General features: G+C 45.0%; 22 protein-coding genes and 1 pseudogene. 6 read left to right on the top strand and 17 right to left on the bottom strand.

Annotation, left to right across the window (positions count from 1 at the left end; translation table 11 throughout):
- Positions 1–3: 3 nt before the first annotated feature.
- The 5 genes from ACI1P2_RS12585 to nrdI all read right to left on the bottom strand — a co-directional run bounded on the left by ACI1P2_RS12585 (position 4) and on the right by nrdI (position 5,557).
- The gene (locus ACI1P2_RS12585) at positions 4–1,194 is read right to left on the bottom strand and encodes a M20 metallopeptidase family protein (protein WP_355320201.1); all 1,191 of its coding nucleotides are present in this window, start codon (positions 1,192–1,194) and stop codon (positions 4–6) included.
- 18 nt (positions 1,195–1,212) lie between these two features.
- Positions 1,213–1,938: a FadR/GntR family transcriptional regulator gene (locus tag ACI1P2_RS12590; RefSeq protein ID WP_355320202.1), complete on the bottom strand. Its 726-nt coding sequence runs from the start codon at positions 1,936–1,938 to the stop codon at positions 1,213–1,215.
- Between the two features lie 184 nt (positions 1,939–2,122).
- Positions 2,123–3,091 carry a class 1b ribonucleoside-diphosphate reductase subunit beta gene (gene nrdF, locus ACI1P2_RS12595; RefSeq protein WP_355320203.1) on the bottom strand — a complete coding sequence of 323 codons (969 nt, stop codon included), beginning with the start codon at positions 3,089–3,091 and terminating at the stop codon, positions 2,123–2,125.
- A gap of 35 nt (positions 3,092–3,126) precedes the next feature.
- Positions 3,127–5,211 (bottom strand): class 1b ribonucleoside-diphosphate reductase subunit alpha, encoded by a 2,085-nt coding sequence (gene nrdE / locus ACI1P2_RS12600; RefSeq protein ID WP_355320204.1) that lies wholly within the window; start codon positions 5,209–5,211, stop codon positions 3,127–3,129.
- Entirely contained in the window at positions 5,198–5,557 is a 360-nt protein-coding gene (gene nrdI / locus ACI1P2_RS12605; protein WP_355320205.1) for a class Ib ribonucleoside-diphosphate reductase assembly flavoprotein NrdI, read from the bottom strand. The genes nrdE and nrdI overlap by 14 nt, the downstream gene beginning before the upstream one ends.
- Before the next feature lie 403 nt (positions 5,558–5,960).
- Between nrdI and ACI1P2_RS12610 the strand changes: the two genes are divergently transcribed.
- Positions 5,961–6,404 carry a hypothetical protein gene (locus ACI1P2_RS12610; RefSeq protein ID WP_355320206.1) on the top strand — a complete coding sequence of 148 codons (444 nt, stop codon included), beginning with the start codon at positions 5,961–5,963 and terminating at the stop codon, positions 6,402–6,404.
- A gap of 159 nt (positions 6,405–6,563) precedes the next feature.
- Here the strand turns inward: ACI1P2_RS12610 and ACI1P2_RS12615 are convergent, their stop codons facing one another.
- The gene (locus ACI1P2_RS12615; RefSeq protein WP_355320207.1) at positions 6,564–6,830 is read right to left on the bottom strand and encodes a hypothetical protein; all 267 of its coding nucleotides are present in this window, start codon (positions 6,828–6,830) and stop codon (positions 6,564–6,566) included.
- Positions 6,831–7,167: 337 nt separating this feature from the next.
- Here ACI1P2_RS12615 and ACI1P2_RS12620 point away from each other — a divergent pair, with 337 nt between their 5' ends.
- Together ACI1P2_RS12620 and ACI1P2_RS12625 are read left to right on the top strand one after the other, a co-directional pair.
- On the top strand, positions 7,168–7,458 hold the full coding sequence (locus tag ACI1P2_RS12620; protein ID WP_355320208.1) for a MerR family DNA-binding transcriptional regulator: 291 nt from the start codon (positions 7,168–7,170) through the stop codon (positions 7,456–7,458).
- A 71-nt stretch (positions 7,459–7,529) separates the two neighbouring features.
- A complete protein-coding gene (locus tag ACI1P2_RS12625) occupies positions 7,530–7,976 on the top strand; it encodes a hypothetical protein (RefSeq protein WP_355320209.1) in 447 nt (148 codons plus the stop codon).
- A gap of 22 nt (positions 7,977–7,998) precedes the next feature.
- Here the strand turns inward: ACI1P2_RS12625 and ACI1P2_RS12630 are convergent, their stop codons facing one another.
- From ACI1P2_RS12630 to ACI1P2_RS12680, 11 genes and pseudogenes are all read right to left on the bottom strand, one after another.
- A complete protein-coding gene (locus ACI1P2_RS12630) occupies positions 7,999–8,631 on the bottom strand; it encodes a GNAT family N-acetyltransferase (RefSeq protein WP_355320210.1) in 633 nt (210 codons plus the stop codon).
- A gap of 299 nt (positions 8,632–8,930) precedes the next feature.
- Entirely contained in the window at positions 8,931–10,469 is a 1,539-nt protein-coding gene (locus tag ACI1P2_RS12635; RefSeq protein ID WP_355320211.1) for a GH35 family beta-galactosidase, read from the bottom strand.
- A gap of 13 nt (positions 10,470–10,482) precedes the next feature.
- On the bottom strand, positions 10,483–12,246 hold the full coding sequence (locus tag ACI1P2_RS12640; RefSeq protein WP_408976211.1) for a family 43 glycosylhydrolase: 1,764 nt from the start codon (positions 12,244–12,246) through the stop codon (positions 10,483–10,485).
- A gap of 78 nt (positions 12,247–12,324) precedes the next feature.
- Positions 12,325–13,152, bottom strand: coding sequence for a carbohydrate ABC transporter permease (locus tag ACI1P2_RS12645; protein ID WP_355320213.1), 828 nt, complete (start codon positions 13,150–13,152; stop codon positions 12,325–12,327).
- Positions 13,149–14,033, bottom strand: a complete 885-nt coding sequence (locus tag ACI1P2_RS12650) for a carbohydrate ABC transporter permease (RefSeq protein ID WP_458296050.1) — start codon at positions 14,031–14,033, stop codon at positions 13,149–13,151. Before ACI1P2_RS12650 ends, ACI1P2_RS12645 begins: the two co-directional genes overlap by 4 nt.
- A gap of 87 nt (positions 14,034–14,120) precedes the next feature.
- Complete coding sequence (locus tag ACI1P2_RS12655; protein ID WP_355320214.1) at positions 14,121–15,434, bottom strand: ABC transporter substrate-binding protein; 1,314 nt, start codon at positions 15,432–15,434, stop codon at positions 14,121–14,123.
- Positions 15,435–15,772: 338 nt separating this feature from the next.
- Entirely contained in the window at positions 15,773–17,506 is a 1,734-nt protein-coding gene (locus ACI1P2_RS12660; protein ID WP_355320215.1) for a beta-N-acetylhexosaminidase, read from the bottom strand.
- A 104-nt stretch (positions 17,507–17,610) separates the two neighbouring features.
- On the bottom strand, positions 17,611–18,678 hold the full coding sequence (locus tag ACI1P2_RS12665; protein ID WP_355320216.1) for a response regulator transcription factor: 1,068 nt from the start codon (positions 18,676–18,678) through the stop codon (positions 17,611–17,613).
- Complete coding sequence (locus ACI1P2_RS12670) at positions 18,675–20,462, bottom strand: sensor histidine kinase (protein WP_355320217.1); 1,788 nt, start codon at positions 20,460–20,462, stop codon at positions 18,675–18,677. The genes ACI1P2_RS12665 and ACI1P2_RS12670 overlap by 4 nt, the downstream gene beginning before the upstream one ends.
- Positions 20,463–20,741: 279 nt before the next feature.
- Positions 20,742–20,849 (bottom strand): annotated as a pseudogene (locus tag ACI1P2_RS12675) (RNA polymerase subunit sigma-70); the annotation flags it as partial.
- 36 nt (positions 20,850–20,885) lie between these two features.
- Positions 20,886–21,761 carry an AraC family transcriptional regulator gene (locus tag ACI1P2_RS12680; protein ID WP_355320218.1) on the bottom strand — a complete coding sequence of 292 codons (876 nt, stop codon included), beginning with the start codon at positions 21,759–21,761 and terminating at the stop codon, positions 20,886–20,888.
- 241 nt (positions 21,762–22,002) lie between these two features.
- Here ACI1P2_RS12680 and ACI1P2_RS12685 point away from each other — a divergent pair, with 241 nt between their 5' ends.
- The 3 genes from ACI1P2_RS12685 (at position 22,003) to ACI1P2_RS12695 (ending at position 26,500) form a co-directional block, all read left to right on the top strand.
- Complete coding sequence (locus ACI1P2_RS12685; protein WP_355320219.1) at positions 22,003–24,402, top strand: hypothetical protein; 2,400 nt, start codon at positions 22,003–22,005, stop codon at positions 24,400–24,402.
- Between the two features lie 3 nt (positions 24,403–24,405).
- Complete coding sequence (locus tag ACI1P2_RS12690) at positions 24,406–25,794, top strand: MFS transporter (RefSeq protein ID WP_355320220.1); 1,389 nt, start codon at positions 24,406–24,408, stop codon at positions 25,792–25,794.
- Between the two features lie 349 nt (positions 25,795–26,143).
- Positions 26,144–26,500 (top strand): hypothetical protein, encoded by a 357-nt coding sequence (locus tag ACI1P2_RS12695; protein WP_355320221.1) that lies wholly within the window; start codon positions 26,144–26,146, stop codon positions 26,498–26,500.
- Positions 26,501–26,539: the final 39 nt, after the last annotated feature.

Below are 26,539 nucleotides of genomic sequence, written 5' to 3' on the forward strand. Positions count from 1 at the left end.
TCCTCACCATTCATTTCTGTTCAAAAAATTCAGTGCAATGGCCGACAGCAGACTCACTCCATATGGCAAAGCCGTTTCGTCCAGATCAAACATCGGATGGTGCAGCGGATACCTTGTCCGCTCTTCGCCGTTGCCAGACCCCAGCCGGAAAAATACGCCCGGGACACGCTCGCAATAAAAAGCGAAATCCTCTCCGCCCGTGGACGGTTTTATATAGCTCCATTGCTTGGAGCCGTATACCTGCTCGCTGGTCGCGGTCATCAAATCGACCATGCCCGGATCGTTGATGACAATCGGATAACCTGCTCCGAACTTCAGCTCATATCCGGCGCCAAATGAAGCGCACACACCGCCAACCACCTGCTCGACCAGCCCGGGCATCCGTTCCCGCAGCTCACGGGACAACGTGCGGATCGTCCCCGTCATTTCCACCTCGGGCGCGATGGCCGTTCCCATGTAACCTCCGGAAATTTTACCGATGGTCACGACAACCGGCTCCAGTGGATCGACCATACGGCTGGAGATATTTTGCAGCGCGCTGATCACTTGCGCGGACACCGCAATAGCGTCGATCCCTTCATGCGGGCGGGCCGCATGGCCTCCTTTCCCCAGCACTTTAATGGTAAAGGCATCAGCCGAGGCAAACGCGACGCCTTTACTTACGCCCAGCTTTCCCGTCTCTAAATCGGGAAACATATGCAGCCCCGCGATAGCTTCGACCCTGGGATTTTCCAGTACGCCGTCTTCGATCATCGCTCGTGCTCCTGCCAGGCCCTCTTCCGCTGGCTGAAAAATAAATTTGATGTTTCCCGCTTTCGGCTTCCCAAGCTCCGTCAGCAGCCGGGCGGTGCCCATCAAAATCGCCGTGTGTGCATCATGACCGCATAAATGCGCTTTTCCAGCCACCTGCGAGCTGTAATCCACCGTCTTCTGATCCTGGATCGGGAGCGCGTCCATGTCCGCTCTCAGCCCGATCGTCGGCCCGGGCCTTTCGCCCCGCAGGAGTCCCACGACGCCGGTCCCGCCCACATTCCGTGTCACTTCCAGCCCCAGCTTCTCCAGGTGCTCGGCAACGAGCGCCGACGTGCGAATCTCCTCATATCCCGTTTCCGGGTGACGGTGAAAGTCCCTGCGCCAAGCCGTCAGTTGCTCCTGGAGCGGTTTGGCGAGTTGCAAAAGCTCATTGATCTCCATAAAATCTCAGTCTCCTTCCTAGTCCCCGGCTACCAAGCGGGAGTAAATAGCCTCTGCGGCAAAGCTGACATGACGTTTCATCACGTCGCGGGATTTGTTCCTGTCGCGCGCTTTAAGTGCCTCGAGAATCTCCATATGCACCTCGCAGTTTACCGAACGAACATTTTCGTCATAAGGCATAAGGTCAAGCGCCGGATTAATCTTGGTCCGAATTTTTCGGACAGCCGCCTCGCAGTAGGGGTTGCCCGAAGCCTTGGCGATAGTCAGGTGAAACTTGACATCCAGCGCCCGGAACCATTCACGCGTACATTCCGGCTCCATACTCTGATCCACATAGCTTTGAAGAAGCTCCAGCTCGCCTGCGGTGATCCGCTCAGCAGCCAAAAAAGCGCTCTCCGGCTCAACAATCGAACGGTATTCGAACACCTTCAGCATTTGTTCCCAGTCCCGCTTGATTTCCTCCCGTGTCCTTTTATGCGAATTGGCCGTAACGGGAAGGACGAATGTCCCCCCTTTTGCTCCGACCCGCTTTTCAATCAGGCCTTTGCTCTCTAAGGAAGCAAGCGCTTCGCGCACCGTAATCCGGCTCGCATTGAAAATTTGCGAAAGCTCCCTCTCGGAGGGGAGTTGATCCTCGCTCATTAATTCCTTGAGTATGATCGCTTCCTCTAGCTGTTCCCTGATAAATTCGCTTACCTTTTTGGTCGATACTTTCTCAAAGCTCCAAGGAGATTGAATCGACATGTAACCACTCCGATCTATATATGGTCTAGACCTTATACCATTTAATATAATACCTAGTAAACCTATATGCAATAATTTTTTCGCTCCACAAGTTGTTTCTCTGCATTTAGTACCGCTAAAAAGAAAAAAAGCCGCAACTCGGCGGCTTGTTATGCTTGCATATTTTGTTTTCTGAAGTCTGTTTTTACGAGAGCTCGAAATTGAAATCTTCATCCCTTAAAGGCTCTACATTCAAAGCCCGAACATAACCATTGCCTTTCTTGGAGAAGAAGTCATGCTGTTTGGTATGCGTACTGATGCCGTTGAACACAATCGGATTGACTTCTTCATCTTCGAATAGAGGGTCGAAGCCCAGATTCATCATCGCTTTGTTAGCGTTGTACCGCAAAAAAACTTTTACATCATGCACCAAATGAATGGAACTGTAAATCTGCTCCGTATATTGCTCTTCATTAGCATGCAGGAAGCGCAGCAGCTTTACCAGGGACTGGTATAACTCTTGTTGTTCATCCTCATCCAGTTCGGCATAAATTTCTTGGGCCAATACGCCGACATACACACCGTGGATGCTTTCATCACGCAAGATCAGGTCGATAATCTCTCCGCTGCATGTAAGTTTTCCTTGACCTGCCAGATAGAGCGGATAGAAAAATCCGCTGTAGAACAAGTAGCTTTCCAGCAGCACGGAGGCGGCCATGGCCATAAAAAGATCTTTTTTCGTGCTGATATTCTTGTAATACTGTTGAATGGTTTCCGCTTTAGTTTGGAGATACGGATTTTCCTGCACCCAACGGAATACACCATCAATTTCTTCGGTGGAAGCCAGGGTTGTAAAAATGCTGCTGTAGGATTTCGCATGAATTTGCTCCATCATGGCCATAAAACCCAATACCGCCTTGCGCTGCAGCCCGTCAACATGCTCCATAATCTGCGGCATACCCACACCGCCCTGGATAGTATCAAGCAGAGTTAAACCGCCCAACACCTTCATATAAGCTTCTTTTTCCTGGCTGCTAAGGGTCACCCAGGTCATTTTATCGTCGGATAACGGAATTTCATCATCTGTCCAAAACTGCATGATATTCTGGTTCCAGAACATCATGGTGAAGTCGTCATCTGGGCGGTTCCAGTTGACCGCTTGAATTCCTGGCATAACATCCAATCTCCTTCATTATAATTGAAATGGCTTTAGACCGAGCAGGTAAGACATTCTTCCACAGACAGCTTTTTGGTACGCGTATAGTACAACGATTTTAAACCCTTATGTGCAGCATACAGATAACAGCGTGCCAGCTGTCGTGTCGTTACGTCGCTGTTTACGTGCAACACGGCCGATATTCCCTGATCGATGTGAGGCTGAATTTCTGCAATTAAATCAATCACCTTGAATTGATCCATTTGGTACGCCGACTTATAAAAGAAAACGTTATCCCTTTGCAAGTAAGGCATCGGATAATAGGTTGTTGAATTGGCGTAGGTGCGGGTTTCTACCTGCTCTACGATCGGCATTACGCTGGGTGTCGCGTTTTGGATATAGGAAATGCTGGCCGTCGGTGCAATCGCCAGACGATACGCGTGATAAAGACCGTTCTTCATCACGTTCTCTTTCAGTACCTGCCAATCGTCGGGTCCCGGTATATATATATTGGAAAACAATTCCTGCACTCGCTCCGTTGTCGGCCGGTAGTCCGTCTGCAGATAACGGTCAAAATATACACCCGTTGCATAATCTGATTCTTCAAATCCATAGAATCGCTGCCCCGTTGCCTTGGCTATTTCCATGCTTTTCTCCAAAGAGTGGTAGTTCATGGTCATGAAGAAGGTGCGCACAAAATCTTTGGCTTCATTGCTCTCATAGGCAATTTTATTTTTTGCAAGGAAACCGTGCAGGTTCATTACTCCGAGACCGACTGAATGCATTTCCTGATTTGCTTTGGCAACCCCCGGCGCATTCACCACATGCGTCATATCGCTGACGGTGGTTAGTGCAACCATACCTTCGTGAACGGATTCCTTGATTTTCCCGTGTTCCATGACATTGACGATATTCAAGGAAGCCAGATTGCAGCTGATGTCTCTGCGGATGATATCCGGCTGACCGTAATCCGCAATTTCGGACGTCTCCTGCAGCTGGAAAATCTCGGTACAGAGATTGGACATCTTGATTTGGCCCACATTTTTCAAGGCATGCGCCTGATTGGCATTACTTTTGTTCATAATATACGGATATCCGGATTCAAGCTGAATCATTGCAATTTTCGTCAGCATGTCACGGGCGCTCATGACTGCTTTTTTCTTGACACGGTCGTCAGCGAGCAGCGTATCATACATGTCGTCGAGGTCCATATCGTCCAGATGTGTGCCATAAGCCTTGTATACACTATAAGGCGCAAAAACGTACAACAGCTCGTTGTCTTGAGCCAGCTTATAGAAGCGGTTGGGAACAATCAGACCGATCGAAAGGGTCTTCAGGCGTACTCTCTCGTCAGCATTGATCTTTTTACTGTCTAGGAACTCTACGACGTCCCATCCGAAAATATTGTAGTAGGCTGCACCCGAGCCTTTGCGCTGGCCCATTTGATCAGCGTAGGAAAAGCCGTCTTCCATCAGCTTCAGCACAGGCATGATTCCTTTTGCCGCACCTTCCACACCCTTGATCGTTTCTCCACGGGCCCGCAGCTTGGACAGGTTGACTGCTACGCCGCCGCCAATCTTGGACAGCTGCATACATGTGTTTAATACGTAGTTGATCGAATTAAGCGAATCATCCATCTCTAGCAGGAAGCAGGACACCAATTCTCCACGGCGGCTTTTTCCCGCATTCAGAAATGTCGGAGTTGCAGGTTGCAAACGCTGCTCCATCATCGATCGTGCGAGCAGACGGGCTGTGTTGCTGCTGCCGCGTCCCAAGTGGAGAGCTACAGCTGCCACCCGGTCCGGATAATGCTCAAGATACAGCTTACGGTCATTACTTTTGACAGCATAATCAGTATAAAATTTCGACACCGCCATGTAGGAGGGGAACTTGAACTGATAGCTGTGCGTAATATCGAAAATTTCCGTGACTTCCTCGGAGGAATAATTTTTATAAAAATCTTCATAGTAATCATGTTCAATCATATACCGGACTTGCTCCGCAAAACCGGTAAATTTCAAGCTTCTTGCGTCCACTTCGTTCATAAACTCGGCCACAGCCTCTTGATCCTTTTCCAATTGAAAGAATCCGTCCGCATCACGTTTCATTAACATATTGTTCAATTCAATATGACGCAACCCGGCTCACCTCCCTTTTAAAGCGTTCTACATCGGTCGAAGTCCCGGACAGCTCAAATTTGCTAAGGACCGGAACATGATAAGACTCCGCAATTAAGTCTGCGCTTTTGGCAAAGCATTCTCCCCAGTTGCGGTTGCCGCTGGCAGCTACACCAACCATGTTTTTAGCATTTTGCTGCAAAAAAGAAGATACCTTCCCGGGTACCTGGCCAAATCCTGTTGTATATGTAATGAGCACATAGGGTTCATCAATCGTCAGCTGCTCTTCAATTTGAACGGCTGGGAGTTTAAGCTTGGAAATAAATCTTTTTACGTTGCCGGTCTTGGAATCATAAACAATGAGCATCGTTTAGTGCCTCCTTAAATACTAGGAAAAATGATGATAGATACTATATTTAGATGACTCCATCTATTTTATAACTATATATTGAAATGTCAATGATCCATAAGTGGGATAAAGAGAAGAAACAATACACCTTTCACATAAGTTTCACATAAAAAAAAGCCGCAACTGAGCGGCTGAAATGTTTGTATATTATATCATCTGAATCTGCTTTCAGATTTTTCTGAACAACCTCCCCCTTCTGCATATAAAACTCATGATACAGCTGGCGACCTCTGGGAAAAAGAATACATCAGCTCAGCTAAATACCGTATATTATTTAAATACTAATAAATATGGGCAGAGTCTTACAAGGCTCTGTCCTTATCTTACTTGATAATTTAAATTGTTTTTGGAGGTACTCTTTATGAAGAAATTTTTATTATTGTCGTTTTTAATCTTACTGTTTATGACAGGTTGCAATACAAAAGAACAAATACAAATCGACACAGACGCATATATTTATGACTCTGATTCAAGTATAAGTGAAGGGGCTGTGGTCATATTAAAAGGTTTGCATGACAAAAAAAGTAATAATTTTCAAGGTTCTATTTCAATCAATGATATAGAATACCCCAATGTTTTGTTTACTTCCGGATCAGGCTTTATTGCATATGAGGAGAACAAAAGGACATATTTAGGGGAGATTTATTTCAATTACGAAACACATCAGTATACAATTGAGGTTAGTGACAAAAAACTTTTCCATAGCTTAACCAAACAAGAATACCAAAATGATAAACTGATTATAAGCTCACCAGCAACTAATATTGAAGAAGCCAGACAAATTAACACTCTTTTAAAAAAATGAGTAATTTGCTTGGCTTGTTCCGAAGTTAAAACTTAAGCTGATTTGAGAATATCGTCAATAGCAACTCATCCTTAGACGCTTGTCGATCCGACTGATCTAGGCTTCTGTTTCAAGAATCAATGAGAAATACAGCTGGAGACCATAGAACTACGCGATTCATTATCGAAAGTCCTCAGGAGAAAAAGACGTTAGGATTTCGGATGTCTTCATCGCTTGGCCCAGCTTGTATTCTTTCCGGCTTTGTTCAATTAAAGACTTTAGTTCTGAATTCGCCTCAACATCGGCTCGAATCGATTGCTGCTCTTCCTCTTGCAAGACGAGAGTGAACGTTCCTTTGCCTGGAATATGAAATTGGTACACAGAGTTGTCACGGCTCATATTTGCGATGTTCTCCATTAGCTCTTCCGGTGAACTTATCTTTTCCATGGATACCACTCCCATCATTAATATTTCCCTAATCGGGATGGAAGCCTAAAAAATAATGTTATCTTTAGTACATACACTGCTCCAAACCCAGAATCTATTCAATCACCCTATTGAACCAGGTTACTGAGCCACCTGAGTACCTGTTTAGGGTAATAATGGATACGGCTAAACCAAATGCCGTGCCGATAACTAACCGGATGATCAAATTCATGAGTTCTCTCCTATCCTTCCTATTGAATCCCTGCTTTGACGTGATAGAGTTATAACGTTTCGCAACTTTTTCCTTTTTATCCCGTTCCTATATGTGAGTCAGTTTGGAAAGGAGCTCCATTCATTTATGGATAATAAAAGGTATTTTTCAGTTGGGGAAGTTTCCAGACTGAAAAATGTTACGATAAAAGCCTTACGTTATTATCATGATATTGGCTTGTTAATACCTGCATACATTAATCCCGATAACGGTTATCGCTATTATACAATGAATCAATTCATCTATCTGGATATTATAAAAATTTGTAAGCAAAGTAATGTAAGTGTTAAAGAAATTAAAGCCTTATTTGCTAAAGCCGATACTAATTACCTAAAACTTTACTTAGAACAGAAAATGAAGAAATTCATAAAGAAATAAAGAAATTAGAGGAACTTAATAAACGAATAGAAATATTAAAGGCAGCTATCCATTCATCTGAAGTTGAACTTATGAACGATGGATTTAAAATTCAGACATTTGAAGAAAGATACTTTTTAAGTTTACCTACACAAAGTGGAGAACTTAATGAGATAAAGTCATTCGATAAAATAGATGAACAATTAGACGAATTTGCAATCCATACATTTCAGTATGGGTTAATTTATTCATGTCACGATGATCATTGGGAAATCAGTGATGTATTTCGTCTAATAACATCAGATGATTATAGATTACTTAAAGATACCTCTAATGTATCTGAATTACCAAAGGGAGAATATTTAACTATTAATTGTACGAGAGATACTGAAATTGAAACATTTCAATCGGTGATAGAATATTTGGAGAAAAACAGTTTGACGTGTAATAAAGTTTATATGTTTTATTTAGTGGCAGATGTTTTTAATCAATATAATCACTTTTCCCAATTTCAGATAAGTCTAAAGCCCACCCCATAAATGAGGTGGACTGGCTTTTAGCTTAAAGTTTAAATTCATAAATAAAATTTGTATTTTCAAATTTGCCGGCAGGTAGATTAACTACAGTTACTTCTTCATCAAGACGGACAAATCCATTATGGTCATAGAATCCATAGTTACTCATTGTGTCTGTATACACATAAATTTTATTTGCTTTTGTATCTCTTAAGTAAGAGATGAGCTCAATAAATAATTTTTTGCCTATCTTTTTTCCCCTAGCTTCTTCAGAAACAGCAAAGAATTCTAAGCAGCCCTGAAACTTATTTTCTTTTCCTCTGATTAACTTGCTGTATGCCTCATTAGTCATGGAGGTGAGTTCAACAAATACTTGTCGTTCCATGTCATTTAGATTTAAGAGTTGTAGCAATTCGTTTGTATAATCTTCTTGCAGCAATCGATAAGATGTTGTTTCACCAACTCTTGAACCAAAAATTACACCAATAACTTCTCCATCTAATGTAGCTACTCTTCCAAAAGTGCTTTTGTTTAATATTGGACTTATGAACATCATTGTAACTGCTGCATTTATTACGTCTTCATCCTCGATAAACCTCTTCGCGTTCCACGTATTGGAAATGATCGATTTAATGGATTCGATATCCTCGCTTCTAACGTCTCTGATATCCAAGTTCATTTTGACTTCCTCCCTTTTAATTGATCAGCTTACACATTGAGTTTAATGTCTCCCCTATAGGGGAGAGTCAAGTATTTATTGTATTGCTTTTTTCAACTAACCGTTATGATCTCCGCACACAGGGTATCCGGACGGCGCAGCCGATGCTCTACTCATCGGAGTCATAAGCATGCAAAAAAAGCTCCCGAATCTCCTCGCAAGGAAATTCAAGAGTTTTAGCCCACACGGACGGACAATGCGAAAATCAAGCGAAAACCGAGGTATCTCAACAGATAAGATACCTCGATATGGAAAAAAGCTTATCTATATTGATACAACTCTATACGCAACGCGGCCGGATTGCTTCCCAGCTTGATATGGTAAGCTCCTTCGTCACCGTTAAGAACGCGGCCAGGGACCCATTCATCTTGAACAAATTTTCCTTCTTCAATCCTTACATAACTTGTTTTCATCGAACTCGAGCGCTTCGGCAAAAATTCAATGTAAAAACTGATTCCGGCAAAAATAAACTCATCTTCAGAAACCTCAATCACAAGTCCCCCCGAGAAAGGCTTACCCTCTGGCTGACGATGATAAGTGATTCGGATGTCATACTTGGAAAACGACAAGATACACCCTGCTTCGTGATTCTGAAGAAAACCCGTCATTCTCCCGGTTCCCCTATATTTCTGGATAATACCCAGCATGTTCCCCAGCAGCTCATAACTGCGTGCCAGATAAGGACCCGTTCCATTCAAAGTAAAGCCCGAGTTTTCAATATTAAGAGCCGTCATGATGTCTGTATCAATACTCGCATTTTGATCCAAGGGTTCCATAAAGTCTTCTATACCAAATGGCGAAAAGCAAAGCGCATCATGCTTGCCCATGGCATAAAATACATTCGTAGCTGTGACTAAATCTCTTCTGGTTTCAGGAATAAATAATGGGTTATCGTTGGCTGTATATTCCTCGCAAATCTCTGCAAAATTGGGCAGATAAATATCCGGCGCATACAAGCAAATGGTGGGAGCCACTGCTTTCCATATCTTCATTACCTTCGCTATCGGTCCTCCGCTCGGGTATGTTCCCGGTCTCCAAGGGAATTGTTCCAACCAGGCGTTAACGAATAGCGGTAGAGGATAGACCCTGGAACCGGCACTCGCTATTCGTTCGACAGCTAGGGCATAATGATAAGCCATAAAGTATTCAGCCGCGTTATCCCCGAATTCCTCCTCCCACGTACCGCTAACCCCATAGAGAGACTCGATCATGGCAGGTATTGGCCGATTGAATTCGACGTTTGCGCAGTCAGAATAATCCCGGTCGCTGCCAAGTAACCCGATTTCATTCTCCACTTGAACCATGATGACCGTATTCCGATCACCGTCTACTTTTTTCAGATGTGTCATGAATTGTGTGAAAGCATTAGCATCAGCTTCTACAGCTTTATCGCAAAAGGGAGAGATGGTTTCTGATGGTTCATTATTCTTATAGACAGCACGGAAATAAGTTGTGTAATCCTTCTTCACCCAGCCTGGAGCATAGCTGGAAATTCCATTTTTCCATAATCCGAACCACAATAATACCAGCCGTACGTTTTCTTTTCGAGCCTGGTCGATAATCCCTTCCAATAAATCAAATTGGAATTTTCCTTGTTCAGGTTCAATCAGTTCCCAATAAACCGGCACAATTACCGTGTTTAGATAAAGTTCTCTGAGATTGGGCCATACCTTTTTATTCATATAGTCAAGACTTGAGGCGCTTGAATTATGGATTTCCCCGGCTAAAGCAATATAGGGTTTGCCATCGACATAAAGATTATATACTCCATCTTCTTTTAACAGTTGAGGCAATGACATGGAATTTCCTCCTTTAAGAATCAATCACTACACGAACGTCCCCCTCGGTGATTCCTTTTTCGTTAAAAGAGTCCACCCTGATGTATAACGGCTCACCTTTAATTAATGCACCGATCGCGACTTCATTACTGCCTAATACCATATAACTATGATAAAGCTTATCGGGCGCGTAGCCCCAAACTATGTTGTATCCAACGGCATCTCCTTGATCCCAAGTTACAACGAGATCAAGATCGCTGACCAGATTGGTCTGAACTCCAGTTGCCTTTTCAGGAAGCTCTCCTTTGCCTATACCAAAAATTCGAAGACCGGAAATGCACGCTGCTTGGTTATAAGGGAGTCCCTTAACCGTGCATCGGATATAACGAGCCTTCAGCCCGTTTTCCCTTACGATAAGATCATGCGATAAGTCCGTATTTGCATTGGACTTATCCTCGATGACGAAATACTTCTTGCCATCCATCGAACCTTCCAGAAGCCATCTGGTAAAATGCTGACGCTGATCAATGTATCGGTACGTTGGGGCATCTCCATGAAATTCTGCTCCTTCAGGAGGTGGAACGCTCAACGCATCATCCGCAAAATTAACTTGAATCGCAAATACGTCGCATTCATGCAAGAGGTCGACTTCAATCCATTCGCCAGCCACATTGGACGCTGCTCTCCACCAGGTACGGATCTCCTCATCGGTAGCCTTCGTTGCTTCTTTTCCTTCTACATACGAGGAGACAGTAGCCGGTTTACCATACGAAAGTAGCATCCAATCCGGGTTACTCCAGGGATTCATCACTGCCTGTCCAACTTTCATCGGCCAGTCGCCGTAACGCTGGTTACAAAATAGTTCACCATCCTGATCAAACCCTGCTGGCCACAAACCTATCCTTCTCTCGAAATTATGATTCACACTGATTCTCATCGTTGAGGCATGCCAGTAGTTCCCATGACGATCTTCCATGGTCGATCCGTGACCGGCCCCTGGGATGAATCCTCCCGGTTTATAGGAGTAAGGGTTGTTTTTGGCCAAAGAAAATGGTCCCAATGGATTGTCTGATACATAAACACCATCAGAGTATACGTTATACTGCGTACCGGGGACGGCATATTGCAGATAGTATTTGCCACCATGTTTATCCATCCATGCTCCCTCAATGAATGGTTCATTCCCAATCGCATCTCGCACCACTTTCAACATTTCATACGTCAGGTTCGGGTTATCACTCGCATACTTTTGAATGATTTCATCAATCTCTTCTGGCGTTCGGGGAGGAATATGGTTTTCGCCATTTCTTTCATATCCGTTGACGGATAAGTTAGTAAAGATAAGTTCTGCCGGTTCCGTTAACGGTCTCATTTTCTCCAGGTTCAGCTCCACTCCATAGATCGGTTGATCGTTGGAACATCCCCAGTAGAAATATACTCTTCCGTTATCATCCACGAACAAATTCGGGTCCCAGAAGGGAAAGGTTCCTTCGATCTCTTCAAAAGATCCACAGATTGGATCTTTCGTTCGGTAAAAGGAGCAGTTTTGCGAAGATCTTGATGCGGAAAAGTACATGTACTCCCCAATGACCCGAACATCCGGCGCATAATCGTAGATCGGCAGATCCTTAAGGGGATGGAACACCCAGTCGGAAAGATTGTCACTCACAAGAAACCCTGCAGTCATGGAAGGGAACATGAAGTACTTTCCGTTAAAATAAATCATAGACGGATCCGCAGCTTCCCGATTTACAGTCAGCTTGCCGTACGCTTCAATAAATTGATACTTGTATTCCATGTTGATCGGGTTACAGATATATTCCATTTTCGCGTACCTTCCTTAATCTTTTAATCTCAAGATTGGTCTGCTTGCAAATCATCCCTTAACTGCTCCTTCTGCGATACCGTGCATAATAAATCGTTGGAAAAATCCATAAATCAATACAACGGGAATAGCCGTCAACACCAGTGCCGCTAAGATCAGCGACCAGTCCTTGTTGTATTCGCCAAACAGCTTGTTGGTCGAAATGATTAACGTATAGGAGTTCGCGTCAGACAGCATCAACAGTGGAAGCAGGAAGTCATTCCAGATCCACAGAAAATCCAGAATGGCAATGGTGACAGTGATAGGCAGCAAAAGCGGAAAAATAATCTGAAAAAACGCCTGGAATTGATTACAGCCGTCCATTTCCGCGGATTCCTCTAACTCCCGCGGTATCGATTTAACGAAGCCGTGGTATAGAAAAACAGCCATATTGACGCCCAGTCCGATATAGATAACCCCAAGTCCATAGGAAGTGCCTTGGACATGCAAATCTTTGGCCATCCGGGTTAGCGGAATCATGATGGAATGGAACGGAACAAGCATTGAAGCGACGAACAGGAGAAAGAGAAGGTCGCTGACTTTCCCGCGCGTCCGAGACAGCTTGTAACCAGCCAGCGAAGCGCAAAAGACAATGCCGCCAATGCCGATTACGGATACAATCACTGAGTTGAAGGCGCTGTGCAGAAGGTCCAGCTTGTCGTAGGCCTGGCTGTAGTTCTCAAAATGGAGGCTCGTCGGCAACGACAGAAAGGATTCGAACATCTCGCCCTGCGTCTTAAACGAGTTGATAACCGCCATATAGATTGGGAAGAGGGCAATAGCAGAGGAAACCACAAGAACGGCAAGGATAAACAGATTCGATATTCTTTTCGCCCTCATGCTTCCACCTCTCTCTTCTTCGTAATCTTTATCTGAATCAGGGTGAAGATCAAAATAATGACGAACAGGATGACCGATTTCGCATTGGCATAGCCATAACGGAAATTATTCGAAAACGCCTCCTCGTAGATGTTCATCGTGATGACCTGGGTCGCCCGACCGGGGCCGCCGCCCGTCAGGCCGAATACGGCCTCGTACACTTTAAACGCACTGTTAAGCGTCAGGAACAGGCAGATCGTCACCGCATGCGTAATCATCGGAAGTGTAACCTTGCGGAAGGTCTGGAACGGAGTGGCCCCGTCGATCATGGCCGCTTCCTTCAGCGATTGCGGAACACCTTGCAGTGCGGCAAGATAAATGATCATTAAATAGCCTACACCGTTCCAGAGCGAGACAACCAAGATGGAGAAAAAAGATACTTTCGGATCACCGAGATACGACTGATCAAGGAAAATCAGCCCAGTCTTCACAGCAAGCTGCGGTAACACCTGAGAGAACACGAATGTCCACATGAATGCGCTAATGATTATGCTGATCATATTAGGCATGAACAGTACGGTCCGAAACAGTCCCTTAGTTCTGCGTCTCGTCTCAATAAATACGGCAAGAAGCAGGGCCAGCACATTCTGTAGTACGATCATAAACACAACATATTTCATCGTAAACCAGAGCGAATGCACAAAGTCGGGATCATCCTTCAGCGCTTCAACGAAATTGCCAAAACCAATAAAATTGTAATTCTGGTTGAGTCCGTCCCAGTCGGTGAAACTATAGTATATGCCGCCAATCGTCGGAATCAGTAGAAATAATGTATACAGTATGAGAGCGGGCGTCACGAAAGCCGCCAGCGACAAGTATTTTTTAGAGCCCTTCAGTTCCACTGCTTCTCTCCCCTTTACCCCTGCGGGAAATAAGTCGGGATGGAATACGTGAGGAGAACCCCCGTCATCCATCCCGCTTATCCCCACTTATTTATTGAGTTTATTGTACGACTCCCAGGCCTTGTCGAGTGCCTTGATTACGTCTTCCTGCGACATTAGGCCGGCAAAGTAGGATTGCAGTCCCTTGCCGACTTCGTCCTTGACGGATTGCGGAATGCGTGGGTCTTGATAGGATTTTCCCTGCTTTACGTATTCGGTCGCCTCTTTAATCCACGGATAACTCTCGAAAGTGTGAATCGTAGCGAGCGGGTTGTACTTCAACGCTTCAAAGAAAGCATTCGAATCCTTGTCGTCCAGAATGTAGTTTACAAAGTCCGTAGCCACTTCCTTGTTCTTGGTGCCGGAATAGACGGCGAGCGACGTAGAAACACTCAGGTTGATCATCGTGGCATTCGGGTTATCGTTGACCGGCATCGGAGCTACACCAAAGTCCATATCCGGGTTGGATTTAAGAATCGACTCGGCATACCATGGGCCTTCCACCCACATAGCCGCTTTACCTTGCGCGAATAAAGCTGCACCGTCATCGCCACCGACTTCGAGTCCCTTGTCGGTGCCGTTATTGTTGACGAGATCAATGATATCGAACATGGATTTCATCTCGCTGAACGAAGCCTCGTTTTTATTCATCCGATCGACAAAATCTTTCTCTTTGTCTTCCGTATTAATCAGCGCACCGACCGTAAGCGGCAGGAATAACTGCGGTATCGCAGCATCTTTATACGACAACAGGAACGGCGTAATGTTGGCCGCCTTCAGCTTGTCCACGGCCGCCTTCATTTCGGTCAGCGTGGTCGGAGGCGCAATGCCTTGCTCGGAGAAGATTTTCTTGTTGTACAGGTAGCCCCACGACAGTGTCTCGAGCGGAACGGCAACCACTTTGCCTTCTGCGTTCGTGACGGCCGGCTTGACGCTATCCAAGAGTTTGCCCACGAACGGCTGATCGGATAGATCCATCAGATAGCCTGCTTTGCTATATTGCGGAATATTATTGATAGCGTGAATCGTGAACACGTCTGGAGCATCATTGGACGCAAGACGTGTCTTTAAAATCTGGGAGGCGTTTTCAACGGGAGGCATTTCTAGTTGCACGGTGACGTCGATGTTCTTCTCCGCCTTCTCCTTGGCCTTGAACTGCTCAATATACTTGTCATAGTATTCTTTGAGCCGAGGTCCCTCAATGAACACCCTGAGCGTAACGCTCTTGGGTTCGCCGGTATCGGTCAATCCGGTATTGGTATCGTTTGCATTTGTGCTTCCTCCGCCGTTGGCGCCGCAGCCTGCCAGCAGAACGGCGGCAAGTACCGTGCCGACCGCGCCTTTCCATACTAGTTTTTTCATTTCTAATACCCCCTTAAAACTTATTTTTGATGTTGTCAGTATAGCGCGGAAATGAAAGCGATTAATAGGACGGATTTATCCTCTTCGATAGGACAAATCTATCCTGGTCTATTCTGCACATCTCACCCGGCGCAACACCAAAATGCTTCTTGAAACTGGGTCTTAACATGAAAAAAATCCCGGTCAAAGACCGGGAAATAACATGTCCTCCTCACCTGCTGCCACCTGCAGAAGGACATGCCTTTACACCAAAAATAGGAGAGTAAAGTGTGGCGTTGGATCGGCTGTCTGCCCATGCTGGATAATTCACAGCTGGCAAATGGGCCAATACGACCACCTTAATTACGCTTTGCCCCTGCGTCGACTGGCCGACCGTAAGTTGCTGATCCAACACTCTCGATGGTTGGCTGGAACTCTGCGTCGGCCGACTGACCGTAGGTTGCTGATCCGACACTCTCAATGATTGGCTGGAACTCTACATAGGTCGTTACGAGTGGAGCGGACTCCCAGGTCTTCTGCGCCATCACCCGTAGCCTTGGAAAGATCGATGCGGCCGTTTGTGCTTCAGTGTAGTCATTCTCATTGCCGTCGTTCCAAAAGTGGACCACTGAACCGAGATTCTGGGGTTCAGCCGGGTCGATATCGCTGAATGGTGCCGCGCTGGCAGTCTCGTCAAAATAAACAAAACCATGGAAGCGCTGCACAGCCCAGACTTCATACATGCCCTTAATCGAAGGCGGGGGCGGACTACCGATATCGTTATAGTCATAAGTAGGCCAGAAACTGGCATTTTGAACGTTATATCCCTCGAGCAATAGCTCTTGAGGTGACATCGGATTTGTAGATGGGATTGGAGTATTCAAGTCCGTCCACCAATCCACGTTAACGTTCTTGTCAACCGGAACAGTGTATCCGAGCGTCAGGGTATCATTCCAAACCCGTAATGTTTTGCCTTGTGCACGGACCAGCGCATTGATTTCGTTAATTAATCCATGAATTCCATCCTTCGCCGTAGCAAGTGGCCCGTAGGTCTGCTTAGCGTACTGTTCAAGTTGTGGAAAGTTATCAAATTCTGCTTCTCCGAGGAACTCGTCAGCTCCCATATGCCAATATTGTCCCGGAAAAAGGGTCAGGTACTCTTCCACAAGAGTGAACAGAAACTCACGAGCTTCAGGAATCGAGTAGTCGATCTTGTTGGGGATGACGAAGCCATTTGCATCTTTTAATTGGAATTCGGGATGAGACTTTAACGCCCAGCCCATGTGCCCTGGCATATCGATCTCAGGCACGACCGTGATGTGGTAGCTCTCCGCAAGCTTCACGAGGCTTCGGATTTGTTTTTTGGTGAGGAACTCTGACGAATGCAGGCCCTGGTCGCTTTGGATGCGCCAGCCCTGATCGTCCGTAAAATGGAGGTGAAGATAGTTGAGCTTCAGGTAAGCCATGTCCCGGACGCGTTCCGCAAGCCAGTCGTACGAATAGTAATTGCGGGCTATGTCGATCATCAGTCCACGCTCGGAGTAGCGCGGCCAATCCCGCGCTTCACCAGCGGGCACCGACGGGTACTGTCGCAGCAGCTGGAGAAGTGTGCGGGTCCCGTAGAAGGCGCCGGTTGATGTGTTCGCTTTGATTTTCACATAGGCTCCAACCGTGAGATTGTATCCCTCGTCACCAATCTCGTTGTCCGTTGAGCGGAGTTCAAGTAATACATCACCAGGTTCAGGATCCGCTTTCGTAACAACGACACGAGTGGCATTACCGGTCATCGCTTCGAGATCATCGGCGAAGGTCCTGGTATCGGATCTAAGTTCAGGTACGTCTTTGGGACGAATGAGAATCCGGGAGTTTGAGCCGATCTGGAACGAGCCTGACGCGGCCGTCCACTCACGCAAAGCCGGGATCGTTGTTGGCCGAGGCGATGCCCCCTCGTACCGGGTCGGCCATGGACAGCTTTTGTCGGGAACCGACTGCCCGCACTGCGTCAAAGAGTCGCCCTTCACGGTCGACGCCACATTCAGCAGCATAACGGCGGCAAGTACCGTACTGACTATGCCTTTCCATACCTGTTTCATATCACTGAATACCTCCTCAAATCACCTTAATGATAACGCTTTCAGTATAGCGTTCAATTTAAAGCGATTATCTGGACGGATTTATCCTCTTCGATAGGATAATTTTATACCTGGTCTTTTCTGCGCATCTCGCCCGGTGCGACACCAAAGTGCTTCTTGAAAACCCGGTGGAAATATGAAATATCATCATAACCGGTCATTTCAGCCACCGCTTTAATCGAAAGCCGTTCCTCCACCAGCCATTCGCGAGCCTTGGTCATCCGCACTTCGAGCACATAATCGGTGATATTACGGCCGTATCTCTGCTTGAACGTCTTGCTGAGATATACCTTGCTGACGAAGAATAGTCGGGAAAGACGATCGAGCGACAATGGCTCTTCAAAATGGCGGTCGATGAACTGTCTGACTTCCTCCACGTTCAGCTTGTTCTTGAATTTTCGCCGCTGGATGAGCCGTTCCAGGGCACTCAGGTACTCATCGCAGATCGCTGCGACAGTCATCTGCGGAGTACTGTTATGATGGATAAGCGCTTCGTCCAAGAGCTGTCTTCGCTCGTCCTTCAACTCGTTCGCGGCTGACAGTTCCAGCAGCAGTATGTGCAGCTCCTCCGCGAGGCGCGCCATCATGCCGGACGCGCCATCGGCAGATAATAGCTTTTCCTGCTCCAACTGTGTAAACACTCTTTGAATGCCGGAAGCGTTTAGATCGTTGAAATGGTAGGCAAGCTGATTCTTCAGCAGGGCAACAGACCTAGACAATTCCGGATCAGGTGTAACCGTCCTGTCCCCTTCCTCTGCGCTTTCAATCTCAGCTTTGCATTTTGACAGTGCGTCGTTTAGTTCCTCCTCGTCAACCGGTTTCAACAGGTAATCCACCGCCTTATAGCGGATGGCGTGCTTTGTATAAGTAAAGTCCTCATAGCCGCTGACAACAATGGAACGGATCGCCGGATAGCGGTCGTTTAACACTTCCAACAACCCGACACCATCCACGCCAGGCATCCGCATATCCGTGATCACGATCTGCGGCTTTACGGTGTCGAGTAGCTGGACAGCCTCAATACCATCGTTCGCTTCGCCGACCACTTCCATTCCAAGCTTCCCCCATTTGCCAACTTTGCGGATCAGATTCAGGTTCCACTGCTCATCGTCTACAATCATAACTTTGATCATGATTCATCCCTCCCTTCCTGCACGTACGGCATCCGTACGGTGACTACCGTTCCACCGCCAGAAGCCTGCTCCACCTCAACCCCATAGCGCTCCCCGAAGTGCATGCGTATGCGCAAAGCAACATTATATAAACCGATCCGGCTGCCCTTTGTTTGTAAACCTCCTCTATCTGCAAGTTCTTTCCGAATATCTTCTAGTCGAACAGGGGAAATACCGACGCCGTTATCACGCACACGGATAACGATCTCTCCGTTTTCGAGGCGGACTCCAACATCGATCCGCCAATCTCCCGGTTTAGTATCCAAGCCGTGGAAAAAGGAATTTTCTACGATCGGCTGCAGGGTCAACTTGGGAATTCTTGATTCCATTATTTCTTCATCCGCTATAAACGTGTACGTAAGCCGCGAGCCATAGCGTTCCTTCTGAATTTGCATATAGTGCTGCAGGTGGCCGATTTCGACGCGTAAGGAGGACATGTCCTCTGGTTCGCGGATGACATATCGGAACATGGCACTAAGCGATTTGATGATTTTATACCCCTCTTTTGGTTTCTTATCATAGATCATGCTGCCAACCATCTGAAGCGTATTCTGAAGAAAATGCGGGTTAATCTGCGCTTGAAGGGCTTTGAGCTCGGCTGTTTGTTTTTCCAACTTCATATTATATTCGGTCTTGATATGCTCCCTGATTCGCCCAGTCATATTTACGAAATGAGTCTCCAACCAACCGATTTCGTCGATTCTGCCGCTAACCGGAATATCCACAGGTTTGACATCACTAACAATTGGTCCAAGCCCCTGCATGGAGCGGGCTAGCATTACGATCGGTCGTGACATGCGGTAAGCGATATAGACGGCGAGTATAATGGCAACCACTATTGAAATGCTTCCTACAATAAAGCCGTAGTTCATCGTCGAGCGTGCGCTCTGATTGATGGCGTTTGTTGGAATAATCTTCACTAGCATAAGTCCCGACGGATCGACCGAGCTATAGAAGATGTAAGCATTCCTCGTATGCACATAACCCGGTTGGTCGCGCGGTAAATTGATCAAATTTCCCGCATCCAATGTAGGAGTTCCGCTTCCTTGCTTATACAGAATACTACCATTTTTATCAGCTAGCATTACGGTCTGATTCGGGCCGGGATTCAGCAACGCCAGTGTCTGGTCTAGATATGTCCAGCGAACGCCGAGCGTCACACCCCCTACAGCCTGGCGGTTCTCGAATCGGTTGACGCTTCGGGTGAGCTCGAACTGACCCTGCTTCCGCGGATCAGTACGAATCATAATATACTGCTTCTCATCGAACAATTCTTTATATGGAACGGGAATCTCAGCGGGAGAACGGATTTCGCTGCCGTCGGAGCTGAACCTGAACAGCTTGCCGCTATCTCGCACATATAGCTCTGCGCTGATCACATTTGTATTGGCCGAGTTTAAAACGGAGCTAAGCATATCGGTGATATTGCGCTGAGCAGTGAACTGCCTCGATAAACTGCCGTCCTCCGTTTCCATAATATTTTCGCTCAGATGCTCGTTCAGCAAAATGGAATAAATCAAGCTGTTTAGCCGGCCGAATTGCTCTCCAAGATAGATGCCGGTCCATTTGATATTGGACAGATTCGTGTTGATGACTTCGTCTTCCATCGATTGTCGGCTGTTTTCTGCCGCAAGTGCGGTAACGGCGATAACCGGAAGAACTGCAAGCATGATCATGGCAAGCAGAAGCTTGTTCCGGATGCTTCTTCGAAACGGTTCGGACAACAGTAGAAAAAAGCGTTTCATGATTGCACCAGCCCCCTCGTTAAATGTAAAACCAACGCCTTGGCGGAAAACATTCCGTATTGCAGCCGATGTACTCCAATTCGTTGAGCCCGTTAAAAGCTTAAAAGGGCATCCCCCAGATATTTTTATAGGGTGGACCAGGGAGCAATTATATTAATATAATCTGAAATTTTTTTCAAATCTTGCAAGCGCTTTAATTGTGTCATTATTAATAATAGAAATCTTATTATCTTTTTTATTGTTACTAAGTATAGTGATATTCGGAACGAATCTTCAACGTAGCTCTTCCGCGATTTCCCGCTGCATCCGTTCGTCTCCGCCTGTCTCTAGGTCGAAGCGCCCGATCACTTTCTCGCGCTCATTGAGAATGTCGAGGTTTCCTCTTATTTCATTACCTTCTTTATCTGTCCGGTATCTTCCCTGCTATTTTGTCCCGATATGATTCTTTCGATATTGCAGCGGAGAAATATTAAATTTCTGTTTGAATAATCTGGAGAAATAAGGAACCCAGTTATAACCGCAAAGTTCAGCTACTTTTTCTATGGGATAATCTGTTTTTAGCAAGAGATTTCTAGCCTGTTCTAACCTGTATTCTTTTAAATATTCCATGGGTGTATATCCGTAATACTGTTTCAAATATTTAGCAAGCGTATTTTCATGCAAATTAAATTTGGCCACTAAAGTGTCGTTTGTAATATCTTTATTAAAATTCGCACGAATAAATTGTTCTACTTTTTCAGCAACTAAAACGCTTGTATCTTTAGCCTGGTTGTGTCCGTCCAAGAGATTTAATAGAGAAAAGAATCGTTGTTGGATATCCCAAAACGATATATTTGTATCTTTTTTCGTCGTACCAACCAGCAGCTCTTGTATTTTTTCGTAAATATCATCCGTATCAATGAGCTTACATTTTTTAGAAAGATGAATGGTATGAAACTTATTATGAAAATGAAGCGAAGGAATTGGAATGTTGGACTCCAACTGTTTTGCTTGATTGCTTTGCTCGTAGTTGCCAGTGGTAAAAACGTGAATCCAATAAAATTTTGTTATTTCATCCGTTGGCTTTAATGGATAATGGTGTTTATTAGGCAGCAAAATCAACATCTCATTTTTCCTTACCGTATATTCGATCCCTTCTTCTCCTAAGTACAAAGCCCCTTCTTTAACAAGGATTATGTCGAAATAGTCCAGGTTCCTTCTATCCGGATGCAAAGCACCTATTCCATACTCGGTTAAGTTTCCTTCAATAAATATGGGAAAGGGCGGAATTGCGATAGATACAATCAAATCCTCATTCATGAATATTCCCTCCAATGGATATGCCATGATCGTAAATTCGTATCACCAAAAGTGAAAATGTATAAAAACCTATTGTAATCGTTTATTTAATTATGATTGCTTTTTATTATACTTGATAGTAAGCGATTACAGTAAACGCTTTAATGAATAATTGTTTTCTTCAATTATCTTAAATTTTCTTCATTTTTCTATCATTATCTTGATTAATATTTTATCCAGATAAAACAAAGGAGGGCTCGGGGTGGAGAACCAGAATTTCATCATTGATTTCCGTCCGAATGGAAATGTATCAAAACTAATCCTGAAGAATGATCCCCACCGGATGAATTGGGTTGTCGATGAGAAATATTTAGAAAGCGCAGACTATAAGGACAAGGATAAATTATTTGGGAACTTCTGTGTTGCCATAAACGATAAAAAATATAACAGCAATGAATTGGTCGGGAATTTGAGTATAAATGAAGAAGTCGCAACAATAACCTATGTTTTGGATGAAGTGAAAGTCCTTTTTACTTATGATTTGCAACAGTCTGCCGATTCCTTATTTTGGACGATTCAATTGATCAATCGTACACAGCATGATGTCTCCATTCCCGATTTCAGAGTCTGGGCCTCATTTGCTTATGTGATGTATCGAATGAACGATTTGAATCTTCAAACCAATCATTCAGCAGCGGTTTTTCCGTCCATTTCAAAGAACTTCACGAAATTGGCGTGTGTGAGAAGAAGCCATACGGCCCCCCATTTGGGCCTTTACCAGTTGGATGGCGAAACCAAATCGGTAGGAACCTACTGCCAATATGAAAATCGATTTTTTGAAAACGTTTCTCCTTCCTTGGATGGCGTTTTATTTCACCAGTTGGTTTTAGCAGGCGGATACCCTCAAGGATTTACGAACTCCGACTGGATTTATGCCAAAGATGGGTTCTTAATGAAAGCGGATGAAAAAAAGACTTGGCAATTTGTGCTTGAGGCATTTGAGAATCAAGAAAATTTCTATGAGGTAGGGAAAAAATATGGACACCCCGTCTATTATTTTGAACCGCTTGCCATAACCAAACAGCCTTATAATTTCTCTTTTACATTACCATCCCATCTTTCTTTGAAAGATGCTTTCGTAGAATACAAGGATTCAAATGAAGCCAGTAAGACACAAAATATCATGTCATTCATGAATAAAAGCGACAGCAGTTATCAAGCTACTATGATATTCGATGTACCCGGTGAACATAAACTTTCAATAGAGCTCGATAACGGAAAAGTGGATAGCATTGTTATTAATGTGATGAAGCCTATACAAAGCATGATCAACAATAGAGCAGAATATATCAGCAATGCACTTTATAGCGGTCCCGATGGGGATGCTCCGTATTCCTATTCTCCTGTTTCCAATCAGGGAGAGTCGCTCGGAAAGCTGAGTTTTGTCCTGAAAAAAAACCTATTGGATGACCTCCCTAATATTAATGAAGTGCAAAAGGTGGAAGAAAGCTGCGTAAATTATATTCGCCCCAAATGGTTTGTTAATGGAGACTTCTTAAAGCCCTCCTTCCTTTATGGCGAGTTCTATCGCTGCATGGATTATGAATATATAGGACATGTTTTCTATTTATTGTCGCGTTTTGACCAAAACCTATTAAAATATAACACCCCTGAGACTTATTTAGAGTGGGCAGCGGAAGTATTTCGGTTACGGGTAAACCCAGACTTGCACCACACGGTTAGAGGAAAAGAAGAAGCCAAAATGTTGGGTACCTTCTTCCTGTATATTGATGGTTTGCTGGATGAAATAAAAAAGCGGGGATTAACAGATAAGTATAAGGAAATACAGGCATTATGGTCTGATATCGCTGCAAAAGTCGCAGAAGACAGCGATGCATATAAAGCGGCGGTAACCGAGCACTTTTATGACAATGCCGGATTTGGCCCGGCGGCAGGCGCATTAGCAAGCTCCGGCCATATCGAAGCCGCCAAAAAGTATGGAGAGTTACTGCTCGCCAACATAGGTTTCTCCAATGACTTTAGAGCCCAAAATCCGGATCGCTGGTGGGAAGCGCTCTCTTATATGATTCACTCCTTGTGGGGGGGATTAACGGCTGCGGCTACTCTAAAAGTATACGAGAAATTGCAGGATACCCGTTATTTGAAAGCTGCTTATAGAGCTACTGCAGGCATTTTATACTGCTATGATACCGATGCAAAAGCTACCGACAAGAGGCTGAATACCGGGGAAGCAGCTTCCACCTATAGTGTCGGGGGCCCCCATTTCAATCGTCCCGATTTATCAAGAAACCGGTTTGGACAATCCACCTTCTATCGAGATGGCGGCATTTTTTCGAAGCTGTTTAACAAAGAAGAAGAAACCGCTGACTGGGATATGGGAGAAGAACTTGCAGCGTATCTCGATGGCTTTGGCAAAAAAACCTTCTTGTACAAAGAAGACAATCAAATAAAAGCGATTAATGGCTGTATTGAACATACTCAGGAAGGGCTTTTAATTCACAGCTACGCTCCATACCCGACAGAATACCATTTTTACGAAGCTGATGCTCATTTTATTGCTCTACATGGAGAAATGGCAGAGAAAATTCTATATGCTGAAGGACGGTTTATTCCTTTAAAAACAGTAGAGGAGGCAAGATAAAAAATGGAAAACGCTCTCAAATTCGAAAAGGATAGCGTCACGGATCCAAAACCATCGAAGTTATCCTTAAAAAGAATACTGGCCTTTGCCAGCACCGATACGGCGGGAAATTTGCTCTACTGTACCCTTACGAGCTTCATCATGTATTTTTACACGGACGTATTTGGTATTTCCGTAGCCGCAGCAGGTATGATTTTGCTTATAGCACGGTTTGTTGATGCTCTCGATGCTCCGATTTGGGGAATTGTGATTGATCATACGCGTACAAAATGGGGACAAAGCCGCCCCTACTGGTTATGGCTTTCTGTTCCTTTTGGCATTTCCGTTTTTCTGGCTTTTCTGACTCCGGATCTATCGCAAGGCGCAAAAACGATTTATGCATTGGTAACCTATATTTTAGCCGGTGTTATTTATACGGGCATCAGTGCTTCCATGTCGTCCGCGCTGCCAAATCTGACCTACGATTCCGATGAAAGAGTCCGGTTAAATTCCTGGAGAAGCAATGGAGGCATGATCGGGTATTTGATTACCGCTTCGTTTGCGCTCCCATTAGTTGATTTCTTCGGACAAGGAAACGATCAATTAGGATTTAGCATGACCGTTGGCATATTTGCAGTCGCAGCTATTCTGCTTCTTCTCTTCGCTTTTAGCGGAACAAAGGAAATTGGGATTACCCAGAAAGCCAAATCCATCTCCATTCGTCAAAGCTTTCGCGCCATTAAAGGGAATTGGCCTTGGATTACACTTGTTTTAGTCTTCATTTTTTATTGGTTAGGAAACACAGCGAGAACGTCGACCGTAATTTATTACACCGAATATAATTTGGGCCATAAAAATTGGGCCGCTTTATTAAATGGTCTTGTCGTTGTCCAAATGATCTCAATCACGGTACTGCCATATCTGGTCAAACGTCTGATCAAGTCCCATACACAAATTATTGGGTTAACACTGGCCGCCTTGGGTCAAATTATTATCGGGTTCTCCGGCAGTAACATTACGCTGATTATCGTGGGATGGATAATAGCTTCTCTAGGAACGGGTATAGCCGTTACCTTGCCTTTTGCCATGCTTTCGGATACTGTCGACTATGGGGAATGGAAAAATGGCATTAGAGCCAGCGGCTTTTTGACGGCAGTCGGAATTTCATTCTGCATCAAGTTGGGTGCTGGACTAGGCAGCTTTATTCCTTCCTTGATTTTGGATAGTGCAGGTTATGTCGCAAATACAGCACAGACGCCTCAATCCTTGGCGGCCATTAAATTTTGCTTCACCTGGCTGCCGGCCATTTTCTTTGCGGTTGGAGCAATGATTATGTTGAAGTATGTAAAATATGAGAAAAACGAAAGCAACATCCGACAAGAATTGGAAGCAAGATCGGGCTCGAACGATTAATTGATCATGCGGCTTCAAGCCATCTTATGGATGGCTTGAAGCTGTTTTTTATTGCCCATACAAACAGATACAGACATTGCAAAGCTAATCGATAATCCGGCTGTTTGTTCCTATTGGAAAAGCTATGTTTCTAAATTGCCTAAAAAATTGATAAGCTGACCTAGTTCGAATACTCCAATTTACACATAAATTATACCATCTATCTGAAAGGGGGGACTAAACGGCATATTCAGGTACCGAAGGTTGTAGTCTCCATTTTCCTGATGTCCTGTTGCTCATGTTTGCCTTACTTTTGTAATCTGAATGCGACTTATCTCCTTTGGAAAATAAATAAAAGGTGAGTGAGAAAATGGCTCGAAAAAAAGCTCGAGTAAAAGCTATTGGTCTCCCTGGCTCGGGAGTGGGCTTTGCTCCAGGTCTTGGTTTTGGAGGTCCAGGCTCGGGATTAGGTTTTCACCCCGGTCTCGGATTTGGTGCGCCAGGTTTTGGTTTTGGGGTGGGTCTCCCTGGTTCGGGAGTAGGATTTGCACCAGGTCTTGGTTTTGGAGGTCCAGGTTCGGGATTAGGTTATTACCCCGGTCTCGGATACGGTGCGCCAGGTGTCGGTATATTAAGTACAAATAAAAAGCGCCGCAGTATGAAGAATACAATGCACAGAAGTCATACACGCAAAAAATCTCCTGGAGAAAATCGGAAAAGATATTAATACCAACGGGATACATTAGTTAAAAAAAGCGGCAAACAA

This window comes from Paenibacillus jiangxiensis (genome assembly GCF_046098255.1).
GTDB classification, from domain to species: Bacteria; Bacillota; Bacilli; order Paenibacillales; family Paenibacillaceae; genus Paenibacillus; species Paenibacillus jiagnxiensis.

What these genes read in the sequence shown, in the direction of transcription:
- ACI1P2_RS12670 (WP_355320217.1), bottom strand. Translation starts at nt 20,462, where the DNA reads ATGAAACGCTTTTTTCTACTGTTGTCCGAACCGTTTCGAAGAAGCATC.
- ACI1P2_RS12610 (WP_355320206.1), top strand. Translation starts at nt 5,961, where the DNA reads ATGAAGAAATTTTTATTATTGTCGTTTTTAATCTTACTGTTTATGACA.
- ACI1P2_RS12590 (WP_355320202.1), bottom strand. Translation starts at nt 1,938, where the DNA reads ATGTCGATTCAATCTCCTTGGAGCTTTGAGAAAGTATCGACCAAAAAG.
- ACI1P2_RS12680 (WP_355320218.1), bottom strand. Translation starts at nt 21,761, where the DNA reads ATGAATGAGGATTTGATTGTATCTATCGCAATTCCGCCCTTTCCCATA.
- ACI1P2_RS12635 (WP_355320211.1), bottom strand. Translation starts at nt 10,469, where the DNA reads ATGTCATTGCCTCAACTGTTAAAAGAAGATGGAGTATATAATCTTTAT.
- ACI1P2_RS12660 (WP_355320215.1), bottom strand. Translation starts at nt 17,506, where the DNA reads ATGAAACAGGTATGGAAAGGCATAGTCAGTACGGTACTTGCCGCCGTT.
- ACI1P2_RS12640 (WP_408976211.1), bottom strand. Translation starts at nt 12,246, where the DNA reads ATGGAATACAAGTATCAATTTATTGAAGCGTACGGCAAGCTGACTGTA.
- ACI1P2_RS12665 (WP_355320216.1), bottom strand. Translation starts at nt 18,678, where the DNA reads ATGATCAAAGTTATGATTGTAGACGATGAGCAGTGGAACCTGAATCTG.
- nrdF (WP_355320203.1), bottom strand. Translation starts at nt 3,091, where the DNA reads ATGCCAGGAATTCAAGCGGTCAACTGGAACCGCCCAGATGACGACTTC.
- ACI1P2_RS12615 (WP_355320207.1), bottom strand. Translation starts at nt 6,830, where the DNA reads ATGGAAAAGATAAGTTCACCGGAAGAGCTAATGGAGAACATCGCAAAT.
- ACI1P2_RS12655 (WP_355320214.1), bottom strand. Translation starts at nt 15,434, where the DNA reads ATGAAAAAACTAGTATGGAAAGGCGCGGTCGGCACGGTACTTGCCGCC.
- ACI1P2_RS12690 (WP_355320220.1), top strand. Translation starts at nt 24,406, where the DNA reads ATGGAAAACGCTCTCAAATTCGAAAAGGATAGCGTCACGGATCCAAAA.
- ACI1P2_RS12625 (WP_355320209.1), top strand. Translation starts at nt 7,530, where the DNA reads ATGAACGATGGATTTAAAATTCAGACATTTGAAGAAAGATACTTTTTA.
- ACI1P2_RS12695 (WP_355320221.1), top strand. Translation starts at nt 26,144, where the DNA reads ATGGCTCGAAAAAAAGCTCGAGTAAAAGCTATTGGTCTCCCTGGCTCG.
- ACI1P2_RS12585 (WP_355320201.1), bottom strand. Translation starts at nt 1,194, where the DNA reads ATGGAGATCAATGAGCTTTTGCAACTCGCCAAACCGCTCCAGGAGCAA.
- nrdI (WP_355320205.1), bottom strand. Translation starts at nt 5,557, where the DNA reads ATGCTCATTGTTTATGATTCCAAGACCGGCAACGTAAAAAGATTTATT.
- ACI1P2_RS12630 (WP_355320210.1), bottom strand. Translation starts at nt 8,631, where the DNA reads ATGAACTTGGATATCAGAGACGTTAGAAGCGAGGATATCGAATCCATT.
- ACI1P2_RS12645 (WP_355320213.1), bottom strand. Translation starts at nt 13,152, where the DNA reads ATGAGGGCGAAAAGAATATCGAATCTGTTTATCCTTGCCGTTCTTGTG.
- ACI1P2_RS12620 (WP_355320208.1), top strand. Translation starts at nt 7,168, where the DNA reads ATGGATAATAAAAGGTATTTTTCAGTTGGGGAAGTTTCCAGACTGAAA.